The organism is Allobosea sp. TBD101 (genome assembly GCF_059817965.1).
Window position 1 is genome coordinate 862,394 of the sequence record NZ_CM187543.1, and the last position, 21,966, is coordinate 884,359.

Genomic DNA, 21,966 nt, shown 5'->3' on the forward strand with positions numbered 1-21,966 from the left:
CCGTGAGCCTTTTTACGTAGCTTCCTGCGCTTAGCTTGAGTTTGCTATTTCATTGAAAATAGAGCATTATATTCCCGCTCTTGAAGGCAGCGGTTAGGATGGATTTGGCCTGAATTTGCTTCCTGCCGCTTCCTATATGCTTCCTGTAGCAGCACGGAGGGGTCCCCTTTGGCGAGGCTTACAAAGCGCTTGGTCGACGGTCTCGGCGGGGAGGTCAGCGACTATTTCGTATGGGATGACGATCTCTCCGGCTTCGGCGTTCGTGTGTGGCCGACCGGAAAGAAGGTCTACATGGCACAGTATAGAGCCGGGCGCCGTACTCGAAGGATAAAGATCGGTCCTCATGGCGCCTTGACCGTAGAAGAGGCCCGGAAGGAAGCAAAGGCCATCCTCGGCGATGTGGCGCGAGGCGAAGATCCGGCGGAGGAGCGGCTCACGAAACGCAATTCTCTTACCGTGAAGGAATTGTGCGACAGTTATCTCGCAGCGGCCGAGCGCGGCTTGATTATGGGGAAAGGAAATAAGCCCAAAAAAGCGAGCACGCTCTACGTCGACCGCGGGCGAATCCATCGCCACATCATTCCACTCCTCGGCATGAGGTTGGTCCGCGATCTTACGAAGGCCGACATCAGCCGATTTATGCGAGATGTGATGACGGGAAGGACGGCTGCCATCGAAAAGACAGAGAAGAAGCGCGGCAAGGCGGTCGTCGAAGGCGGCCCCGGCACGGCCGCCAGAACGACAGGGCTGCTCGGCGGAATCCTCTCCTATGCGGTGTCGGAAGGCACCATCTCCGTGAATCCAGCCCAGGGTGTGAAGCGGCCAGCCGATGGTCGCCGTGCTCGTAGGCTGGACCAGAAGGAATACCGTCGGCTCGGCAACGCGCTGCTGATTGCCGTGGAGGAACTGGAAACCGAACAGGTCGTCCAGGGAGTGTGGCTGCTTGCTCTGACGGGCTGCCGTCTGGGCGAGATCGAAGCTCTGAAATGGAGCGAGGTTGATTCCGAGCACGGCTGCTTCCGCCTTGTGGACAGCAAGGAAGGGGCATCGGTTCGGCCGATCGGCCGCGCTGCCTTCGACACGCTTGATCGGCTCGCGAAACGCAAGGACTGTCCGTTTGTGCTGCCGGCCGCCAGAAGCGATGGAGCTTTCGGTGGTATGCCGTCCGGTTTCGAGCGCATTATCAAGAAGGCCAAGCTGGAAGGAGTGACGCCGCATACGTTGCGGCATTCCTATGCATCAGTCGCGGGCGATCTCGGCTACAGCGAGTCGACCATCGGCGCTATGCTCGGCCATGCCGCCGGCACGGTCACTAGTAAGTACGTCCATCATCTCGACAGCGTCCTGTTGGCCGCCGCTGATCGGGTGGCTAGAACGATTTGCGACTTTATGCTGAAAGATCAAGTATATGAGAGGCGCAGAGACACCTCTCACTGGGAGGAGTTCTTAATAGGTGGATCACAGGCCCCTAGCCAGAGCTGAGCATAGCCTAGCGGGTGCTCCGAAGGCAAAGGTCACACGTTCGAATCGTAACGGGGCGCAAAATTCTACAATGATTTCGATAAGATATGGTGCGAGACCTCCTTGGCCTCCTCTCGTCGGAACGGCGTTGCAACCATATTGCAACCACGACATCGAAAGGGGAGGACATGGTGCTCCACTTCCGCTGAATTTGATCCACCTGCAATATGCCAAAAGGAAATAAGCCCAAGAAAGCGAGCACGCTCGACGTCGACCGTGGCCGGATCAATCGCCACATCGTTCCGCTTCTCGGCATGAGGCTAGTCCGCGATCTTACAAAAGCCGACATCAGCCGATTCATACGGGGTGTGATGGCGCGGAAGACGGTTGCCATCGAAAGAGCCTCGATCAGGTGTTCGTGTAGGAGCTGAAGCATGGCGAATCGTCGTTATGGATAACCTCGGTTCCCACATAATATAAGGACGCCGGTGTCCGCGCGGCCGTTGAGGCCGCAGGGGCGAGCCTGCCTCCGTAACCGTCCGGTGTCGGCCCTTTCAGCGTTCTGATGGGCGGCTTTTGGCGAAGGCGGCCTTTCCGATGGCGCGGCGTCGGGCCAGCTTTGCGATGTTGGCCTGGACAGTGGGAAGGTCGATGTCCTCTCGCTTGAAGACCCGTCCGTACCATTCGATCAGGCGCTTGCGTTCGGGATGTCTGGGCTTGGCCATGGCCTCGACGAACTCCTCGAAGCCGGGGATTCCGCCGACGTCTTCCGGCGGAGCGCGGTGGGCGCCGTCGACAAAGCGCGGATAGTCGACGCCGGGATCGGCATCACCGATGGCCTCGATCGTGAGCGTGTGCTCCCAGTTGTCGCCGAAGTCGTAGGTGTAGGCGAAGCGCTTCAGACCGCGATCGGTCAGCGGGCCGAGCTTGGTGTTCTTGGCGTCGCTGAGCTTGATCCACCCATCCGGGTCGGGGATGCCGTAGCGCCTGCTTTGGCCGTCGATCTCGATCGTGAAGTCGAAGAGGTGATAGTTCTCGAACAGCATGACGGCCTGGATAACCTCGTGAAGGCCTCTCAGGCTCGTCGTCAGGGGAACCTCGACGCGCCGCCAGATGGCCGGCTCGACATGGTCGAGCACGATTTTGATGCAGGCGATGCGATCGACATGGGAAGCGGCCGAGGTCATGCCGCCAGCGTAACGGCCTCTCGTGGCGTCTGCCAGTTCCAGGGCGCGAGATCGCCGATCCGGTTGATGGGATGGTCGCCGATGCGAGCCAGGACGTCCCGGAGATAGGCCTGCGGATCGAGGCCGTTGAGCTTGGCCGTCTCGATCAGGGTGTAGATGACGGCGGCGCGTTCGCCGCCGCTGTCGGAGCCGGCGAAGAGCCAGTTCTTGCGGCCGATGGCGAGCGGCCGGATCGCGCGTTCGGCGGCGTTGTTGTCGATCTCCAGACCGCCGTGATCGGCATAGCGGGTCAGAGCCGGCCAGCGCGACAGGCCGTAGCGGATCGCCTTGGCGAGTTCGCTCTTGCCCGACAGCTTGGACAGCGTCGCGTCGAGCCAGCTTTGCAGATCGGCGAGCTGTGGAAGGGCGTGCTCCTGACGTGATCGTCGCCGTTCGTCAGGCGGGCGACCGCGGACGGCATCCTCGACCTGGTAGAGCTCTCCGATCCGGCGCAAGGCCTCGGCAGCGACCGGCGAGGCGTTCGTTTTGTGGATATCGAAAAACTTGCGCCGGACATGGGCCCAGCATGCGACCTCGGTGATCGCGGTGCGCTTACCGGGGCTGTCGGCATAAAGCTTGTCGAAGCCCGCATATCCGTCGGCGTGGAGATATCCCGCAAAGCCCTGGAGATGGCCTTGCGGGCGGATGCCCTTGCGATCCGGGGTGTAGCGATAGAGGACGGCGGGCGCTGCATCACCGGCATGGGGGCGCTCGTCGCGGACATACACCCAAAGCCGGCCCGTCGCGGTCTTGCCGAACCCGGGAGCGAGCACCGGCACGGGGGTATCGTCGGCGTGGAGCGCGGGCCCGGCCATGGCATGCTTGCCGATCGCTTCGGCCAGAGGGGTCAGCAGCGCCGCCGCCGATCCGACCCAATCGGCCAAGGTAGAACGGTCGAGCTCGACGCCCTCACGGGCATAGATCTCGGACTGTCGGTAAAGCGGCAGGTGGTCGGCATACTTGGCCACCAGCACATGGGCGAGCAATTCCGGACCTGGCCGCCCGCGTTCGATCGGCAGGGAGGGCATCGGCGCCTGCACGATCGCCTCGCACTGGCGGCAGACGATCTTGGGGCGGATATGCCGAACGACCTTGAACAGGGTGACGCGCTCCAGCACCTCGGTCTCGTCCTGACCGAGCCGGCGCAACTGTCCGCCGCAAGCCTGGCAACCACAGCCGAGATCGCCACTGGCGATGCCCGCTGGCCAATGCACGATCTCCTCGCGCGGCAGGTGGTCGGGCAAGGGACGACGAACCGGATGCTGACGGGCGTCGGGAGCTGCCGGCATGACCGCGCGCTCCAGAACCGTCCGCGCCGCCGTGCCCTCTTCGACATCCTCGAGCGCCAGCTCCAACTGGTGGATGGCGGCATCGAGCTTCTCCGACGACTGCCCGAACTGCATCCGGCGCAGCTTCGCCAGTTGGGCCTTCAGCTTCTCGATCATGAGCAGATGGGCGGCGCTCTGCGCCCGCGCCGCGATCAGCAGCGCCTGGAGCGTCGCGACGTCATCGGGAAGGTCTGCGGAGGCGCTCGCCATGATGGTCTTAAGATTATCGCGAGACCGGCGGCCAAGCCATTGAATCATGGTCGATCTTGACCGCGGGCCACAGTCCTGAATCGGCTCGAAGCCCTTCGCTTCACAGCGCCAGGCTGGGGCGATCGGTTCGGATCGGCGCGCGCCAGTCGATCCCCTCCAGCAGCATGGAGAGCTGCGCCGGCGTCAGCCGCACCGCGCCGTCCGTCGTCACAGGCCAGATGAAGCGGCCCTTCTCCAGCCGCTTGGCGAACAGGCAGAAGCCCTGTCCATCCCAGTACAGCACCTTCAGAAGATCGCCTCGGCGACCGCGAAAGACGAACAGGTGACCGGAGAACGGATCCTGCTTCAGCGCGCCCTGTGCCAGCGCCGCCAGGCCGTCAAAGCCCTTGCGCATGTCGGTCGGGCCCATGGAGAGATAAACCCGCATCCCGGCGGGGATCGCGATCATCGCCGGTCCAGCACGTCGAGCACCCGCCGCAGCGCGTCCGCGTCGACATCGCGATCGACCCGCAGCCTGCGGCCCGAGCCGAGCGCAATCTCGATCATGCCGGACGAACGACGGCTCCGACGCGTGGGCTCCGCAACGGCGACCTCGGCAACCGGCGTGGGCGTGATGTCGGTTACGACAGGAGCCAGTTCGACAGGCAGCAGAAGCGGCGCCGGGCTGCCCCCTCCCAACTGCCCCAGCTTCGCCTGTCGACGCCATGTGAAAACTAGGCTCGCCGCGACGCCGTTGCGCCGCGCGACATCCGTCACCGTCACGCCAGCAGCGAAACTCTCCTCGACGATCCGGACCTTGTCGCCGTAGTGCCAGCGCCGCCGCCGCTCGATCGCGCCCAGAACCTCCGCCCGAACCATCGCCATGACCTTAAAGCTAGACTTAAGGTCACACCGTTCAGGAAATGCCGCCCACCGCGCAAGGCGGCCGAGACCGGACGGTTACCTGCCTCCGGCCATACAGCCTCGACTTCACCCGATTGAAAACGCCCTTCGAAGCTCAAAGCCCTGTTGCGTAAGGTGCCAGAGCGAACGCGCGACAGTCTCTGGAGCAGGATTGCAGACATAATTCCGCTCTTCTCGCCTGCCGAATTTGCAAACCTCTTCAAAGCTGCAGGCTACGACCCAGACTGAGCGGAAAACGATCTAGTTTAACCGGATCGACTCGAATAAATTTCCAATGATCGATACCAAAATAGTAATTTAATAATATCATGCTGAAATTATATTTTACTCAACTATCGGATTGAATCCAAGCTCAAATCAATATGACCTTCAACAAGATCAGATCTCCTTAAGAGTAGAATCTTAATCGATTCGACAATACTATCAATCTGAATATGGAAAACCTTGACAGCTCCGTCTTGGTTTCTTGATTTTATATTATCGACCATTTCCCTGTGTTCATCCATAACTGTATCGAAGCTATCTTCCAAGACGAACGAAAAACGCCTGATCCGGTCGAGCTGCGCTGTTCCCCTACGGATAAGAGACCAGATATTTTTATGACCTGCGCAGGCACAAATAAGCTCGTGAAATTCATTATCAAACTTGAAAAATAAATCAACGTCCTTGTTCTTTGCTGCAACAGCCTGCAGCTGCATATTCATGTCAAACAAAGGTTCAAATTTGTTATCGTAATTTCGCGCAGCGAGCTTGACTACCCGAGATTCCAAAGTGTCTCGCAGGAGCTGTCCTTCCATAACTTCTTCTAAGCGAATTTTACTCACAAATGTTTTATCTCCGGGGACGACAACGACCAGATTTTCCTGAACAAGCTGAATCAACGCTTCGCGCAGCGGCGTTCTAGAGGCGCCGGTGCGAGCGGTTATTTCCTTTTCGTTGATTACAGTTCCAGGCTGAAGCTTGAGAGAAATAATCTCATCACGGATCAGTTGGTAAATCTGGACAGCCTTCGGAAGGTTGGTCCGCCCTTGCAGCATAATATGTGTTTTCCTCTAGCCTAACTAATCCTCAGGCCAAACCACGATCGCTCATACCGGGCAGGCATCGCCGCCATAGCACGACTTCCGACGCCAGCCACAACGGTATCGGTGTCTCGCTCGCTTGAACTTGCCTGCGCTCTGTTGCGTTCCGCGCTACAACTTGAGCCGATAGGTGGCAGAAGATGCAACTGCAAGACGAACCACTTGCAATATGGTGCTCGACCGGTAACTGCACCGAGGCCGCGCAAATTGAGTAGCCGCAACGGTGAGGCCTCGCAGAAGATTGATGAAACTGTCGGTCCGCCAGCGTGCGCGGTCGCCAGCAAGGATTTCCATCCTCGTGCAGACCGACCGACGCTCGAACGAGACGCTTTCGGTCGTTACGTCCGGACGGCACACATTGCTTTTCGAAAGCTCGGTCGAGCTTATCGTGCCATGGCCCGGCATATCTCGACGAATCGCTGTAGCCGCGCCTCAGTGCAAATTCATTGGCCGCCCACTCTATCATCATCCGGCACTCAACAGGCACGCCGACAACGCCTGGGATGCTGCTCGCTCAATGCCCGCAAGGATTCCGAAGATGGCGTTGAGAAGGAGCAATTGCTCAGCCTTTCGTATCCCTGCGGGTAACTGTATCCACTAATGAAATATTATTTCAATAAATCGATAGCCAAATAATCCGTCGGCAGAAGATTAACTTGAAATTAAAATTATTATAGAATATTTCGACTAATGCCTTGTAATATTAAGTGATTCAGCAACTCTTCGTAAGACACTCCGCTGAATTCCATTAATTTTGGATACATGCTGATGTCGGTAAATCCTGGTATCGTATTGAGTTCGTTTATCTGAAATAGACCGTTCGGCATCAAGAAAAAATCAACGCGCGCCATACCATCGCAGCCAACAGCGCGGAAAGCCTTGGCCGCTATGTCGCGCATGGCTCCTTCCAAATCTTCGGGAAGGTCGGCAGGGATTTTCAGGGCGGCGCCATTCTCATCGATATATTTTGCCTCGTAGCTGTAGAAGTCGTGCTTTTCTGCCGGAATGATCTCTCCGGGTCGTGACACGAGAAGGTTCCCTGCAGAATCCTCGAGTACGGCGAACTCAATTTCACGACCGTCGGCGAACGCCTCCGCGAGCAGCTTTCGATCGTGCTTGAACCCCTCCGCCAAGGCACTAGCGAATTCCTGACTCGCATGTACCTTTCGGACCCCAACCGACGAGCCCTGACGGGCCGGCTTGATAAACATCGGCAAGCCGAGCTCGGTCTCTAGAGCAGCAAACGACGGCGCCGATCCTTGTTGAATCGTAACAGAGCGCGTCACGGGCAATCCGGCGGACCGGAGCAGGCACTTCGTGACCACCTTATCGAGAGCGACTGCAGAGCCAAGAATCCCGCAGCCGACAAGCGGCACCCGAGCGACCTCGGCAAGCCCTTGCACGGAGCCATCCTCGCCATGCAACCCATGGAGCACCGGAAAGAGCGCATCGATTCTTCCCCCTTCTGCCAGCCTGCCACTTTCCGAAATAGCAAGGAGGCGGCCGCCGCCGCCCGGGACCAGACAGATTTCCGTGCCCCGCTCTGGAGTTGCGAGATTCCCGTCCTCAAGCCGCCCGAGAACCCATCTCCCGTCACGTGTCACGTAGATGGGCATCGGGGCGTATTTTTCGGGCGAGAGCGAGAAAATAACGTTTTTAGCCGACATCACCGAAACGTCACGTTCCGCCGAGCGCCCCCCATAGAGGATCGCAATGCACGGTTTCGCCGACCGGTTCGTCACGTTCATTCTCCTAAAGAGTTGGCGCCAGCGCCGGTTAACCAGCCAGGCCGCCAAAACAAATGGGGCCGCGGCCACGCCTTACCTGAAGCCAGGTATGGAAGCTCAGGGGTGCGCGGGCGCGTACAGAGCAAGCCTTGTAGCCGACACGGCAGCTTGGGCGACCTTCCTCCAAGCCAGGCTGCATCTCCGCCCTGTCGGCTTCCAGAGGTTCGTAAGGTAGCGCGCTGCATCACCGCTCCGTAGATGCCACAATCAATAGCCACGGTCTCGCTTCACCTCGCCGATCATCTCGTCGCCCCTGCCGTGCCGCCGAATGTTCTCGACGATTGCAAGGGCAGCCGTATCCGTCTGAGCTGTGGACGCAATGTGGGGAGTCAGCAGAATCCGCGGGTGATTCCAGATCGCATGCCCTTTCGGGAGAGGCTCCGGATCCGTTACATCGAGCACGGCACCACGCAATTGTCCGGATCCGAGCGCTTCGAGCAGGGCGTCCTGATCGAGATGCTGCCCGCGTCCCACATGAACGAGTCCCGCCCCCCTCGGAAGTTGCGCCAGCAGCCTCTTCGACAGGATGCCGTGCGTCGCTTCAGTCAGGGGCAGCAGGCAGATCAAGATATCAGTTCGGGCCAGGAACGGCGCCAGTTCCTCGTCACCCGCGAAACTAGACACGCCTTCGATAGCGCGCGGCGTACGACTCCACCCTGCGAGCTCGAAGCCGAACGGAGCGAGTGCACGCAGTACGGCTTGGCCGAGTTGGCCCAGACCCATAACTCCGACGCGAACTCCGAACGCCGGACGAATAGGATGCTTGACCCATTCGGCCTCAGCGCGTTGTCCGAGGTAGATTGCTAGATCGCGATGCAAGGCAAGGGTGGCCATGACCACATATTCCTGCATCAGCGCGACAATGCCGGGCTCGATCAGCCGTACTAGTTTCGCCTGCTGCGGCAGCTCTTCGAAACGAAACTGGTCAACGCCGGCGCCGAGAGAGAATACGACCTCAAGCTTGCGATAGCGTTCGCGAAGCTCCGGAACGACTTTCCAGGTCAGAATGTACTGAATCTCTTCGGGTTCGAACGGTTGGCCGGCCGTGACAAAGCGCAAATCCGGAAGCTCTTTGGAAAAACAGTCCCGAATTGCGCGGGCACGCACTTCGTCTGCGTTGCAATAAAAGGCCATCACACACCGCGTCGTAGCTTAGAGAGTTGAGATCCGACAGGCGGCCAAGAGGATAGGTCTTGGGGGAACCACCAGATAACCGCCTGTCGTGATGTGATGCCGTGCTCGGGACCCTAGACCTTTGCCGTTTGGGGAGAGTCGGCCAGCGTTCTTCCGAGCGCCAACAGCTCCGCGGTCGCCGCATCGAACCTCCGACGCATCGCGCTGGTTTCCGCGACGGCCCTGTCCAGGCGCACGCGGCCGTTGGCGATCGCCTTCCGCAGAGCCTCGGGACCCGGCCCCCCCGGAATATTGCGCGCCGCGACGCCGGCAGCCGGGTCGATTGCCTGTCGCAGATCATTCTCAGCCAGAACCACGACCTTGCCCGCGACTTCCCGCGACGAGGCCGTGATCTGCTCGGGCGTGACCTCTCCCAACAGCGAGCCTGCCTTAAGGAGATCCCCAACGAGGCGGCCGACGACATGGTGCGCCTCCCGGAATGAGAGGCCCCCCTTCTTGACGAGAAGGTCGGCAAGGTCCGTCGCCATATAGAAGCTTTCATTCACGGCGCGGTTCATGACGTCGGAGTTGGGGGCCGCTGTCTCCACGACGAGCTTCAGCAAGGGGAGGCAGTTGTTCATCTCTTCGAATCCGTCCCAGAGACCCTTCATCGTTTCTCTGTTGCCGTCGACGGTATTTGTGAAATTCGTCCCTTTCGACGCGGCCATCGACGCGGACAGGAGCCCGATGAACTGGGCCGCCTTGCCCTTCAGGTGCTCCAGAACGAAGAGGTTCTTTTTCTGGGGCATGATGCTCGACGTTCCGGCGACGCTGTCGGGAAACCGGATGAGATCGAATTCGTTGGATGCGAAAACGTAGAAGTCCTGCGCCAGTCGGCTCCAGGTGACCGCGAGCTGCGACATCGCCGACAAGGTCTCGATGCCGAAATCGCGCGACGCCACGGCGTCCAGCGAGTTCTCCATGGGCTTGTCAAAGGACAGGATGTCCGACAGCCACGGTCGATCGATGTCGAACGAGGTGGTCGCCAGGGCGCCGGCTCCTAACGGGGAGAGATTGATCCGCAGCATCGCCGACTGGAGTCGGATGAAATCGCGCTCGAGCGCGCAGAATATTCCGAACAGATAGTGCCCGAACGTGATCGGCTGCGCGGGCTGAAGATGCGTGTAACCCGGCATGATGACGTCGGCATACGTCGATGCATTCTCAAGAAGGGGGGTCAGCACGTCGAGGACCAGCCCGGAAAGCTCCAGCAGTCGATCCCTTGCGCGCAGTCGCTCCATGGTCGCGCCAAGGTCGTTCCGGCTGCGCCCGATATGCATCCGCCCGCCGGCCTCAATGCCGACCTTGCTGATCAGATAGGCTTCGTAGTTGAAGTAGGCGTCTTCTTTCCTCGGGTCGATCGGAACGGCCTCCCATCCTCCGGCATGAATATCCAGTATTCCTGCCATGATGACGGACGCGACCGAAGGTTCGATCAGCCCTTTCTTCGCCAGCATCAAAGTGTGAGCGATGTTGACCAGACCCATATACGTGAAAGTGGCTAGCACGTCCCCAGATATTCTGCCTTCGTAAATGTGCCGAGACAGGATGGGATGCATCGCGGCATCCAGCCGGGCGCTCACTTCGGATTTCATTCCCCGCTCCTTCATAAGGCGGTCGGTGCGCCGGATGCCCCCATGCGAGGTGACCGGCAAACATGGATGGCACTGACGATTTGTGTAGCTGGTTGATCCGCGCCTGATGTCGCGCGGCTTTTACGCCAGGGAGGCGGTGATACCACCGCCTCCCTGGGTATCGTATCGACGATCAGTTCGCCATGCTGAGGTATTTCTGTCGAATGGAAGGAATGCTCCCATCAGACACATAATACCCGAAGGCGATATTGAGCCACTTGATCAGGGCATCCTGATCCTTTCGGGCGGCGAAGACGACCGGCTGGTAGACGACCGGCGCAGGGTAGAAGAGCTTGACCTTGTCGGCGCCCCTGGATGCCTGGTATCGTGAGAGGCTGCTGGAATTGGTTAGGAAATAATCGGCCCTCTTGCTTTCGATCTCCATGATCGCAGCCGCCTCGTTCTTGAGAGCGACGATCTTGGCCTTGGGAGCCATGCGCTCGGCGGTCCTCATCGAGCCGCTTCCATCCGCGACGGCGATCGACACGTTCGGGTTGTTGATCTCCGCCCAGCTCTGAACCAAGGACTTGGCGGGATCGACGGAGGCCACGCCGATATCCGTGCGCGCCAACTCATCGGTGAAGGACACGACGAGAGCCCTGGCGGGCGTAGCCGAGAAGCCACCGATGATGTCGAAACGGCCCGACTGCAACCCCGCTGCGGCGCTGCTCCATTCCGCGTCGACGTACTCGACCTTCACCCCGATGCTGCCGAAGACGAGCTCGGCGATCTCCGGCATGATGCCATCCCATTTTCCAGTCGAGAGATTCTTCCTGTAGGATGGAAACGAGTCGACGGCGCCGATGCGGACCACCTTTTCCTTCAGGATCCGCTCGAAATCATTCTGCTGGGCATGAGCCGCCGCAGCGCCCATCATCACGAGTGCACAAGCGATTTCTGCGATTTTTTTCAAGATATTCATCATTATTCCCCTTCTTTCCCATGTTTGAGTTAATATTCACGGCGGAACTATCTTGAATCTTGTTTGAAAGAATCACAATAATTCGCTGCCGGATATTTGAACAACCTCAATTGTGGATTCCGACTTCCTCTCATTTCTGTGGGTGAATTCACTGGTCTTCAGCGAGAACTTCGCCAAGCCGCTCCAGAAATAGATCCGCATTCTCGCGATTGAACGGCAGAGGGGGGCGGATCTTGAGCACGTTACCGGTCTTGCCGGACGCGCTGATCAGGACCTGCTTACGACGCAGAGCATTGACGATGCGCAGTGCCTTGGCCCCATCCGGTGCCTTGCTGTCAGGATCGGTGACGAAATCCGCGCCGATGAAGAGGCCGGCGTTGCGGACGTCCCCGATCGCGGGAAAGCGGCGCGACAGGTCGCGGATGCCGTCGGCCATATAGTCGCCGATCACCCGCGCGTTCTCGATCAGGCCTTCGTCGCGAATGACATTGAGCACAGCTTGGGCTGCGGCGATGCTGACCGTATTTCCGCCGAAGGTGTTGAAGTAGCGGATATCCCTGCCGAATTTCTCCAGTACCTCCGCGCGGGCGGCCATGGCCGCGATCGGCAGTCCGTTGCCCATCGGCTTTCCCATCACTACGAGGTCGGGGGTGACGCCGTGACGCGAGAAGCTCCACATGCCGAGGCCGGCCCGGCCGAAGCCGCCTTGTACCTCGTCGGCGATATACAATCCGCCGGCGGCGTGGACGACATCGACGGCCTTGGCCAGAAATCCGGGCGGGTCCGTTAGGACGCCGTCGGTCGACAGGACACCGTCGAGGACGAGGGCCGCGGGCCGAATGTCTCGCCGCTTCATATGGGCGATGACGGCTGCGACATTGGCGGCGAACGTGTCACCGATATCCTCGCCCACGCGGGCACGATAAGAGTCCGGCGCCGGGACCGTGAAGACCTCCTTGCCGAGCGGAACATTCGGTCCCAACGAGGGGGAAATCGCCGCGACGGCCGTCGTAAGGCCATGATAGGCGTTCTCGGTGATGATGAGGCCGGTGCCGCCGGTCTCGTAGCGCGCGACCCTCAGAGCTAGGTCGACGGCCTCGCTGCCAGAGCAGGTGAACATAACGCGGTTAATACCGGTATCGAAGGTCGCGAGCAGGTCCTCCGCATAGCGAAGGATGCCGTCGTGCAGATAGCGCGTATGCGTGTTGAGCGTCGAAATCTGCCTGGTGACGGCTTCGATGACCTTCGGATGGCAGTGACCGACTTGAGGTACGTTATTGTAAACATCGAGATATGGTTTGCCGTCAGCATCATAGAGCCACACCCCCTCGCCGCGCGCGAATTGGATAGGACGGTCGTAGAAGAGCTTGTAGGCTTCCCCGAGCAGGTTCGCGCGCCTGGAGACCATGTCGCGCTCGACCGCCGGCAGCGTGTCGAGGCTGGCAGGATCGAAGCCGTTGATCATTTGCGTACCGGTGGTCATGAGATGCGGCTTTCCTTGCAAGTGTTGAAGATGCGTTCGCGCACGGCGCCTGGCGGAAGCGTGAGCAAGCGGTGCAGTTGCGCGATGGCTTGCGATGTATTCCTGAGGATATAGGCCCGGTTTTCGGGAGACCGTTGCGCCCGAAAGAAGGCGATGAAGACGCGGACCGCCAGCCGTACGAGGAAAAGGTCGTACAGGGTCGACATCTCGACTTCGGTGAGCTGCTTGACGGAAACGAAGCCCGACAAAACGTCGAAGGCAGGCCGCAACAGGTCATCATCGTCGTGTAGCTGATAGACACACGCCACAGCGAGGTCGATGGCCGCCGCCGTATTTACGGCGTCTCCGAAATCGATGATCCCGCAAACCTCATCCGTGTTCGACGGCGAGATTAGGATATTGTCGGAGTTGAAGTCGTTGTGCACCATCTGGCGTCTCAGCGACGGCAGGGTAGGAGCCACGCGATCGTCGAAGATATCCAGCGCCTGCTCCAGAATAGTCCTGGTCGAAACATCGTCGAAAATCGCCAGCACCGGTCGCAAGCTCCCCGCGTGCTGGATATCCCATATGGTTCGATGCCGTTCCGCGTGATGCCTGAAATCCGCCAGAGCAAGTTGGAGCTTGCCAAGAATCTCGCCGATGGCGCGTCGCTGGGACGCGCTACGGGACATGGTTCGCTGCGGCGGGCCGGGTAGGAAGCTCACTAGGCGCAATTGTCGAGCTTGCCCGGCCGGATCGGACCATACGGAATGGCTGGCGCCCTCTAGGTCTCGGAACACGCGCTGCACGGGTAACTCCGGCGCGCGCTGTGCCAGATGTAACAGGACATCGCTGTGTAAGGAGAAGGTGGACGGATCTTCGTCCGGGTGCGCGACACGTAGAAGCATCGAAGCACCGGAAGGCGCCGTCACTCGAAAATTGGCATCCTTCTCCGCCGCGAGCTGCTGGATGTCCGCAACATCGATTCCATAGCGTTCACGGACGATTGCGCGAGCCAGATCCGCAGCGACTGGCGCTGCGCTGGCCGAGAGATTGCGTCCGAATATCTCGGTGAATGGGATCACGGGAGCAGACATGAGAGAAGAGGTCGCAGGGGCAGCGCAAACTGGACTGGCATCAGGCGGAGCCATCAAACCTGAGCCCGCGCTTGAATGATGAGTTCGACCTTGAGGTCGGGGTGGGTCAGCTCAGCAAAGAAGCAGGCGCGAGACGGCGGGGAGACCTCGCTCACCCATGCATCCCAGAGCTCGTTGAAAGCGCTCAGATAGCGCTTGTCCGACAGGATGACAGTGACGAAAAGCAGGTCATGCTTGGTGGAGCCGCAATCCTTCAGGCGTTCCTCTACGCGCTCGAAGATCTGCTTTGCCTGAGGAATAATGCTGTCCGTGGCATCGTACGGGGACAGCGGGGTCATGGCGAAATAAGCAGTGCCGTTATAGATCGTGAGACGGCTGTAGCGCTTCGCCACGTGCTTGCGTTGAACTTCCATGAAACAGACTCCAGGTCTAGAAGCGGGCGGCGGAAAACGCGGCCTGCCCGGCTTCGCGCTTGTGATGAAGAAGGTCACTGATGATGCGAGCGGTCCCCGGAGCTCCCGTCATGCCGAAATGGCTATGGCCGAACGCCAGCAGGAGGTCGCCTGCGTCATTTGCCGGCCCGATGACGGGAAGACTGTCCGGGGTCGAGGGGCGATAGCCGGACCAGAGTTCCGGCTCGCCATGCTTGATGCCGGGGAAGAGAGCGGCCGCGTGCTGGACCAGGCGCCGGGCCCTCTCCATGTCGGGAGGCGCATTCAATCCCGAGAACTCGACGGTGCCCGCCACACGCAACCCGGAGGTCATCGGGGTCACGCTGAAACCACGGTCTTTGAAGCCGATTGGAAGCTCAAGGCTCAGGTTATGATCGGGCAGGATCGCATGGTATCCACGCTCCGCTTCGAGTGGCAGGCGGATGCCCAGCGGCGACAGAAGATGCCCGGACCAGGCTCCCGCCGCGACGACGACGCGAGCACCGCGAACGGCTTTCGTATTGGTGACCAGAATATATCGGCCCGGCCCTTCGGACACGATGCTATCGACCGAGTGCTGAAGGATCTTCCCGCCACGACGCTCGAATTCCGATGCCAAGCGGGTGCATAGCGCCGCCGGATCGAGCGTGAAACCGCCGGACTTGATATACAGCCCGTGCGCGATCTCTTGTGTCACGTCGGGAGCGAGCTCCCGCAATTCGTCCCGGGACACATGCTCTCCCGCCACGCCATATCGGGTCCGAAGTTCGCTGGCGAGTTGCTGCCCCTTGCCATTTGCGCTGCCCGACCAGAGTTGAAGCTGGCCGTGAAAACGCATGTTCGCCGCGACAAAATCCTCTCCGAGAAGTTCGTTCCAGCCTTCCAAGCAGCCTCGATGCAGATAGTGCATCGCCTCGGAAATCTGGCGGACTCGCTCCGGGCGCCCCGCACGCAGGTAGCGCAACAGCCAGGGCAAGATGCGGGGGAAGTAGGAGGGAGGAATAAAGAGCGGCCCCAGCGGATCGGTGAGCCAGCGGGGAACCTTCCTCAACATTCCCGGCATCGACATGGGCACCACAGCGCCCGGATTGACGATGCCCGCATTCCCGTATGACGCCCGGCCACCGGGGGGAAGCGGATCGACGACAGCGACCCCGAGGCCGTCCGATGCGAGCCGGGTTGCGACCGAAAGCCCCACCACGCCGGCGCCCACGATTACGATGTCATATCGCTCCGTCATGATCAGCGATAGTACCGGTTGTGATACTTCTTCTCGAAATACTCGGCAGCGAAGGTGAGCGGAACGATCGTGACGATGAAGAGTACCGCGACGATGGTCAGCAATTCGAGCGGCCGGAACGTTCTGACGCTGATTTGCTGTCCGAGGTAGAGCAGCTCCGGAACGGCCACGTATCCTGCCAGCGTGGTGTTCTTGAGGACGAGGATGCATTGGTTGACAAGGGGCGGAAAGATCCTCTGGAAGGCCAAAGGCCCTACGATCCGCTTGAACACCTGCGCGCGGGTCATGCCGACCGCATAGGCCGCTTCCACGTGCCCCCGATCAATCGACTGGATGCCGCCTCGGAAGATCTCGGCGAAGAAGGCTGAGCTATATATCGAAAGGGCCGTGATGACGGTCGTGTACGGGTCGAGCTTGAGGCCCGTCACGATCGGCAGGCAATAATACATCCAGACCAGCAGAACGAGCACTGGAACGGCGCGAACAAGCTGGATTAAGGTCGAAACAACCGTATATATCGCCGTTATCTTTGCCCCCCGCAGCAAAGCGAGGCCGAGCCCAAAAATGATGCTGACAGCGATCGTGATGATGGCAAGGAAAACCGTATGAATCAGACCACTCATCAATACGTCGCGATATTCCCATATGACTTGGAAATTCCACTCGTAATCCATAACGTCCCCTCAGTTTCAGAATTCGCTCGATCAGCCGAAGTAGCTTCGTACGAATTCCTTTGTTCTGACGTTTTCTGTCGTTCCGAAAATGTGATCCGGCGTGCCGGCATCGACAATGCGCCCGTTCTCAAGAAAGACGACATGTCCGCACACATCGCGCGCGAAACGCATTTCGTGGGTGACGATGACCATCGTCATCCCGTCCTCCGCCAGACCCCGGATCACTGAAAGAACCTCATTGACGAGTTCGGGATCGAGCGCGGATGTCGGCTCATCGAAAAGAATGACCTGCGGCTCAAGAGCCAATGCCCTTGCAATACCGACGCGCTGTTGCTGTCCTCCCGAAAGACGGCTTGGATAACTGTCCGCCTTGTCCTTCAGGCCGACACGGCTCAGAGCCTTGATGGCATTCTCCCGGGCAAGTTGCGGCGGCACCCGCTGCACGACCACGGGGCCTTCCATGACGTTTTCCAGCGCGGTCTTGTGGGGCCACAGATTGAACTGCTGGAACACCATCGCCATTTTCCGACGCTGGCGGCTGAGATCGGCGGGCCTGCACGCCACGCGCTTGCCCTTGACGTCGGCAAATCCGATCAATTCGCCATCCAGTCTGATATCCCCGCCAGTGGGGATTTCCAGATGGTTCAGGCAACGTAGAAGAGTCGATTTTCCCGATCCGCTGGCCCCTATCAGGCCGACCACGCTCCCGGCTTCGATGCTGAGGTCGACGCCCTTCAGAACCTCCAGGCTGCCATAGGATTTCTGCAGCCCGGTAATCTCTAGCAATGCCATTGCACCCTCAGTTCCTATCGCACCCAACAAGGGCTCGGGGCCTCCGCAATGAAGCCTCCACCCGCCGCTTGACGGTCTAATGGCATTCGGCGGCGCGTTGCTGGCTGTCCGGTTCGGAACAGGACTATCGGCAACAGCTAAGCGTCAGCCATTCAGATTGATTTCCCCATTCCCGCACAAAGAGGCGTGCGAGACCTTTGCGTCTGGCTTGAAAAGCATCGATATACCGATATATCGATGTGTCAAGCGTGTTATGCCGCGCTGGTGACACAGGAGCCGCATGGGACGCATACGCTTGCGACTAACAGATGGAAGAGCCGCATATCCCGGTCCGCCGCCGACCGCCAAGCTCACATCTCGTAGCCGGCCAATCTGTTTGGTGACACGATCAAAGAACCGCCTTTGCCGCCTTCTTATGGCTCGGCTCATCCACACTGCAGTTCTACGCCGGTAACAGCTCGATTTGCCGACTGTCCGGATCACAGCTCGTTCAGAGGAGAGAAACGTCATGGATATTCCGGTCAACGCCTTCAAAGCCGCACTGAGCCGCGGTGAGTTGCAGATCGGTTTGTGGAGTTCGCTTTGCAGCAACATCGTTGCCGAGGCCGTATCGCACAGCGGCTTCGACTGGATTCTGGTGGATACCGAGCACTCCCCTAATGAAACGCCGTCCGTACTGGCACAGCTCCAGGCGATGCAGGCCGGCACCGCGACGCCGATCGTACGCCCTGCCTGGAATGATCCGGTTCTGATCAAACGCCTGCTCGACATCGGCACGACGGGCATTCTGGTGCCATTCGTCCAGAACGCCGAGGAGGCGGCCCAAGCCGTCGCGGCCTGCCGATATCCGCCTGCCGGTCGTCGGGGCATCACGACCTCCGGGCGAGGGAGCCGCTTTGGTCGCGTTACAAACTATCTTGAGAAAGCCGACTCGCAGATCTGCGTCCTCGTCCAGATCGAAACCGCCGAGGCCCTTGAACAGCTCGAGGCCATCGCCGCCGTCGACGGCATCGATGGAGTGTTCATCGGCCCAGCCGATCTCTCGGCGTCGCTCGGCCACATAGGCGAGCCGAATCACCCGGACGTGCGGGAAGCCATTCGCTCGGCGGGGCGGCGCCTTGTCGCCGTGGGAAAGCCGGCCGGGATATTGACGGCATCGGAGGCTGATGCCCGCAGCTACATCGAGTGGGGCTACAGCTTTGTCGCGGTCGGGACCGACCTCGGGCTGCTCGTCAGGGGCGCGGATGCCCTGGTGAAGTCCTTCCAGAAAGCCCCCAACGGGAAACGGTGACGTCGCACTCTTTCGGCCGGCAGGCTGAACAGCGTGATCTTACGATAGTCGCTCGGCGGTTTCCGCCCACCTCCTGCGCCAGGATCAGGTTTGTGCCTGGGGCGCCCGCCGACGACACAGCCGAGCGATAGCCGGGCGATTTGAACCTGGCCATCACGCAGAGAGAGGGCCGGCCACGACGCCGTTTGCGTGCCCGAATTTCTGAACCGCTGCAAGATGAAATCCTTGTGCGAGAAGGCGCCGAGGGTTTTTCTACCGGCGATCCGACAGCTCGAAGCCTCCGAACAACGCACGGCATTGGTTCGACCACTTGGCCCGGGCATGGGAATGCGGGCACGTGTGCGTATTCCCAGCCCTCGCGATCAGAGAGACGCAGGCGATCCATCGCCCCCTCGGTCCGCGGCCGAGTATCGGCAAATTGCGGATTGACATATCGATATATCGGTATATTGCTAGAGAAAGAGATGTAGGGATGAGGTTTAAATCGACATAAACGTCGATAAACGCCATTGTCTCTCAGATAATTTTAATATTATTGAATTCTTTCTTAGTATATATGCCTAGCTTAAATATTATATCCGAGAATAAGCACACCAATCAAACTAAACGAAGGCGGGATATGGAAGCGTTTTCAGGAGTGCGAATTGACCGGCCCAGGCTGGAATCCTACTGCACGGGATTGCTTACGCGCTTTGGCATTCGAGATGCGGCCGCCGCCGACTGCGCCCGCGCCCTTTCCGAAGCTTCGCTTCGCGGTGTCGACACCCATGGCGTGAGACTGCTCCCGCTATATGTGAAGTGGATCAAGGGTGGGCGGCTGAACGCTGGTGCAGAGATCAAATTCGAGCGAGTTGCGGCTTCAGTTGGAATCGTCAACGCCGATGGCGGCCTTGGTCATCCCGCCAGCTACCGTGCCGTTGACGAAGCCGTTGCGCTGGCTTCTGAAACGGGCATTGGCGTTGTCGCCGTGCACGCCACATCGCACCATGGCGCGACCGGGACCTACGCCCTTCACGGTGCCCGCAAGGGCTGTGTGGTATTCGGTTTCACCCAATCCGGGCCCGGGGTTGTCGCACATGGTGGACGATCCCCCATCCATGGCACCAATCCGATTGCCTTTGCGGTTCCGCTGTCCGGAGAGGAGCCGATGCTCCTCGATATGGCGACCAGTTCCATTCCCTTGAATCGTGTCTACTTGCGCCGCGACACAGGTGCCCCCCTCCCGCCGGACGTCGCGGTCGATGCGGAGGGCCGCATGACGACCGATGCCCAGCAGGCGCACGCGCTCCTGCCTCTCGGCGGTACGGCATACGGATACAAAGGGGCCGGCCTGGCGGCGATGGTGGAGCTGCTTTGCACGATGTTCACCGGTACGGCTGCGGCAACAACCCTGCCGCCGTTCGACGATGTGAGCCGTGGCGCACCAAGCCCCCTAGGCCATTTCTTTATGGCTATCGACAGCTCCCGTTTCGGGGCGCTTGTGCAGACATCGACGAATCTCGTTGCCACCCTGAGGGGCTCCGATGGCGTCGACGGGCAGAAGGTCCTCGCACCGGGCGACCCGGAGAAGATCGAAATGGCAGCTCGGCTCAAGGACGGTGTCCCCGTGGACAGCGCAACTTGGAAAAGGCTCGCCGAACTTACCGCCGAGGTCGGTGGGGACGTTCCTCCGACCTTTGGCGGTTGATGCATCAGAGGGAAATAAAACAAGTAGTTCCTTCCTTCTTTTTCCGACCCCCCTCGTCTCGATTACAAAATAGAACAAAAATCAACGTATCCGGCTTTTAGAATAAATCTCTCCTGGAGAATAAATGATGAAAATTCATCCAAACCTTATCGGTGGGGAATGGATCGAAAGTTCGAATTCTGTCCCGAACATCAACCCATCCGATACCAACGACATCATCGGCCTTTATTCGCAGGCGCAAGCCTCCGAGGCCCAAGAGGCCGTGGCGGCCGCCAAGGCCGCCTTTCCCATCTGGTCCCGAACCAGCCCGCTCGAGCGGCACGCGGTCCTGAAAAAGGTATCCGAGGAGCTGCTGGCGCGGAAAGAGGAACTCGGGCACCTGCTTTCCCGTGAGGAAGGCAAAACCCTTGCGGAGGGAATCGGAGAGGCGGCGCGAGCAGCAAGCATCTTCGATTTTTTCGCCGGTGAGACCCTTCGCCTCTCCGGGGAAACGCTCGCCTCGCTGCGCCCGGGCGTCGAAGTGGCTATCGCGCGTGAGCCTCTCGGTGTGGTGGCGCTGATAACGCCATGGAACTTTCCAATCGGGATCCCTGCTTGGAAGATGGCCCCGGCACTCTGCTATGGAAACACCGTAGTTTTCAAGCCGGCCGAACTTGTTCCTGGCTGCGCATGGGCCCTTGTCGAGATTCTCAGCCGGGCCGGCTTGCCCAAAGGCGCTGTCAATCTGGTGATGGGCGAAGGCTCCGTCGTGGGCCAAGCCCTTCTGGACAACCCCGACGTGGATGCCGTCAGCTTCACCGGCTCGGTTGCCACCGGCCGGCGCGTGGCCACAGCTAGCGCCGCGCAGCTTCGGCGCTTTCAGCTCGAAATGGGCGGGAAGAATCCTCTCGTGGTCCTCGACGACGCCGATCTAGAGAATGCGGTGGAGTGCGCGGTCACCGGCGCGTTCTACTCCACGGGGCAGCGTTGCACCGCGTCCTCCCGCCTGATCGTAACGGAAGGTATTCACGACAGGTTCATCGACGCAGTGGTGAACCGCATGCAGGCACTCGTCGTCGACAACGCCCTCAAGCCCGGCGTTCAGGTCGGTCCGGTCGTCGACGCCAAGCAGATTGCCCAGGATGAGCGCTACATCGAAATCGGCAAGCGCGAGGGGGCGAAGCTTGTCTGTGGCGGTCAGAGGTTGGATCGCGAAACGCCTGGATTCTATTTCCAGCCGGCTCTGTTCACCGAAGCGACGAACGACATGCGTATCTGTCGGGAGGAGATTTTCGGACCGGTATCTGCCGTCATTCGCGCCAAGAACTACGATGAAGCGCTGGTGATAGCCAATGATACCGGTTACGGCCTTTCTGCTGGAATCTGCACGACCAGCCTCAAACATGCGACTCATTTTCGACGCAACGCCGAGGCGGGCATGGTCATGGTGAACCTGATAACGGCCGCGACAGAATTTCACGCGCCTTTCGGGGGCCGCAAGGGTTCCAGCTATGGTCCTAGGGAACAGGGCCGATATGCAGCGGAATTCTATACGACCATCAAGACCGCTTATATGACCGCCTGAAG

The 21,966-nt window shown here is 59.7% G+C and carries 19 protein-coding genes; 4 read left to right on the plus strand and 15 right to left on the minus strand.

Annotated features, from left to right (window positions below):
* The first annotated feature begins 189 nt into the window (after nt 1-189).
* Nucleotides 190-1,482 (plus strand): tyrosine-type recombinase/integrase, encoded by a 1,293-nt coding sequence (locus AC6RIC_RS04105; protein WP_499735208.1) that lies wholly within the window; start codon nt 190-192, stop codon nt 1,480-1,482.
* 533 nt (nt 1,483-2,015) lie between these two features.
* On the opposite strand, the gene AC6RIC_RS04110 is transcribed toward AC6RIC_RS04105, so the two are convergent.
* The 15 genes from AC6RIC_RS04110 to AC6RIC_RS04180 all read right to left on the minus strand — a co-directional run bounded on the left by AC6RIC_RS04110 (nt 2,016) and on the right by AC6RIC_RS04180 (nt 17,422).
* Entirely contained in the window at nt 2,016-2,648 is a 633-nt protein-coding gene (locus AC6RIC_RS04110) for a plasmid pRiA4b ORF-3 family protein (RefSeq protein ID WP_499735209.1), read from the minus strand.
* Nucleotides 2,645-4,225: an IS66 family transposase gene (tnpC, locus tag AC6RIC_RS04115; protein ID WP_499735210.1), complete on the minus strand. Its 1,581-nt coding sequence runs from the start codon at nt 4,223-4,225 to the stop codon at nt 2,645-2,647. The genes AC6RIC_RS04110 and tnpC overlap by 4 nt, the downstream gene beginning before the upstream one ends.
* A gap of 100 nt (nt 4,226-4,325) precedes the next feature.
* Nucleotides 4,326-4,673, minus strand: a complete 348-nt coding sequence (gene tnpB / locus AC6RIC_RS04120; protein ID WP_499735211.1) for an IS66 family insertion sequence element accessory protein TnpB — start codon at nt 4,671-4,673, stop codon at nt 4,326-4,328.
* Entirely contained in the window at nt 4,670-5,089 is a 420-nt protein-coding gene (tnpA, locus tag AC6RIC_RS04125; RefSeq protein WP_499735212.1) for an IS66-like element accessory protein TnpA, read from the minus strand. Before tnpA ends, tnpB begins: the two co-directional genes overlap by 4 nt.
* Nucleotides 5,090-5,460: 371 nt before the next feature.
* The gene (locus AC6RIC_RS04130) at nt 5,461-6,165 is read right to left on the minus strand and encodes a GntR family transcriptional regulator (RefSeq protein WP_499735213.1); all 705 of its coding nucleotides are present in this window, start codon (nt 6,163-6,165) and stop codon (nt 5,461-5,463) included.
* Nucleotides 6,166-6,881: 716 nt separating this feature from the next.
* Entirely contained in the window at nt 6,882-7,952 is a 1,071-nt protein-coding gene (locus AC6RIC_RS04135) for a D-alanine--D-alanine ligase family protein (protein ID WP_499735214.1), read from the minus strand.
* Nucleotides 7,953-8,204: 252 nt separating this feature from the next.
* On the minus strand, nt 8,205-9,131 hold the full coding sequence (locus AC6RIC_RS04140; protein ID WP_499735215.1) for a 2-hydroxyacid dehydrogenase: 927 nt from the start codon (nt 9,129-9,131) through the stop codon (nt 8,205-8,207).
* A gap of 113 nt (nt 9,132-9,244) precedes the next feature.
* Entirely contained in the window at nt 9,245-10,765 is a 1,521-nt protein-coding gene (gene argH, locus AC6RIC_RS04145; protein ID WP_499735216.1) for an argininosuccinate lyase, read from the minus strand.
* Between the two features lie 172 nt (nt 10,766-10,937).
* On the minus strand, nt 10,938-11,717 hold the full coding sequence (locus AC6RIC_RS04150) for a transporter substrate-binding domain-containing protein (RefSeq protein ID WP_499735217.1): 780 nt from the start codon (nt 11,715-11,717) through the stop codon (nt 10,938-10,940).
* 157 nt (nt 11,718-11,874) lie between these two features.
* Nucleotides 11,875-13,209, minus strand: coding sequence for an aspartate aminotransferase family protein (locus AC6RIC_RS04155; protein WP_499735218.1), 1,335 nt, complete (start codon nt 13,207-13,209; stop codon nt 11,875-11,877).
* On the minus strand, nt 13,206-14,285 hold the full coding sequence (locus tag AC6RIC_RS04160; protein WP_499735219.1) for a phosphotransferase: 1,080 nt from the start codon (nt 14,283-14,285) through the stop codon (nt 13,206-13,208). The genes AC6RIC_RS04155 and AC6RIC_RS04160 overlap by 4 nt, the downstream gene beginning before the upstream one ends.
* A 53-nt stretch (nt 14,286-14,338) precedes the next feature.
* Nucleotides 14,339-14,698: a Rid family hydrolase gene (locus AC6RIC_RS04165; RefSeq protein ID WP_499735220.1), complete on the minus strand. Its 360-nt coding sequence runs from the start codon at nt 14,696-14,698 to the stop codon at nt 14,339-14,341.
* Between the two features lie 16 nt (nt 14,699-14,714).
* Complete coding sequence (locus AC6RIC_RS04170; RefSeq protein WP_499735221.1) at nt 14,715-15,956, minus strand: NAD(P)/FAD-dependent oxidoreductase; 1,242 nt, start codon at nt 15,954-15,956, stop codon at nt 14,715-14,717.
* A 2-nt stretch (nt 15,957-15,958) separates the two neighbouring features.
* Nucleotides 15,959-16,630, minus strand: coding sequence for an amino acid ABC transporter permease (locus AC6RIC_RS04175; protein ID WP_499735222.1), 672 nt, complete (start codon nt 16,628-16,630; stop codon nt 15,959-15,961).
* A 30-nt stretch (nt 16,631-16,660) separates the two neighbouring features.
* Nucleotides 16,661-17,422, minus strand: coding sequence for an amino acid ABC transporter ATP-binding protein (locus tag AC6RIC_RS04180; protein ID WP_499735223.1), 762 nt, complete (start codon nt 17,420-17,422; stop codon nt 16,661-16,663).
* A gap of 508 nt (nt 17,423-17,930) precedes the next feature.
* On the opposite strand from AC6RIC_RS04180, the gene AC6RIC_RS04185 reads away from it, so the two are divergent.
* The 3 genes from AC6RIC_RS04185 (at nt 17,931) to AC6RIC_RS04195 (ending at nt 21,964) form a co-directional block, all read left to right on the plus strand.
* On the plus strand, nt 17,931-18,713 hold the full coding sequence (locus AC6RIC_RS04185; protein WP_499735224.1) for an HpcH/HpaI aldolase family protein: 783 nt from the start codon (nt 17,931-17,933) through the stop codon (nt 18,711-18,713).
* A gap of 619 nt (nt 18,714-19,332) precedes the next feature.
* Nucleotides 19,333-20,400 carry an Ldh family oxidoreductase gene (locus tag AC6RIC_RS04190; protein ID WP_499735225.1) on the plus strand — a complete coding sequence of 356 codons (1,068 nt, stop codon included), beginning with the start codon at nt 19,333-19,335 and terminating at the stop codon, nt 20,398-20,400.
* 127 nt (nt 20,401-20,527) lie between these two features.
* Complete coding sequence (locus tag AC6RIC_RS04195; RefSeq protein ID WP_499736550.1) at nt 20,528-21,964, plus strand: aldehyde dehydrogenase family protein; 1,437 nt, start codon at nt 20,528-20,530, stop codon at nt 21,962-21,964.
* The last annotated feature ends 2 nt before the right edge of the window (nt 21,965-21,966 follow it).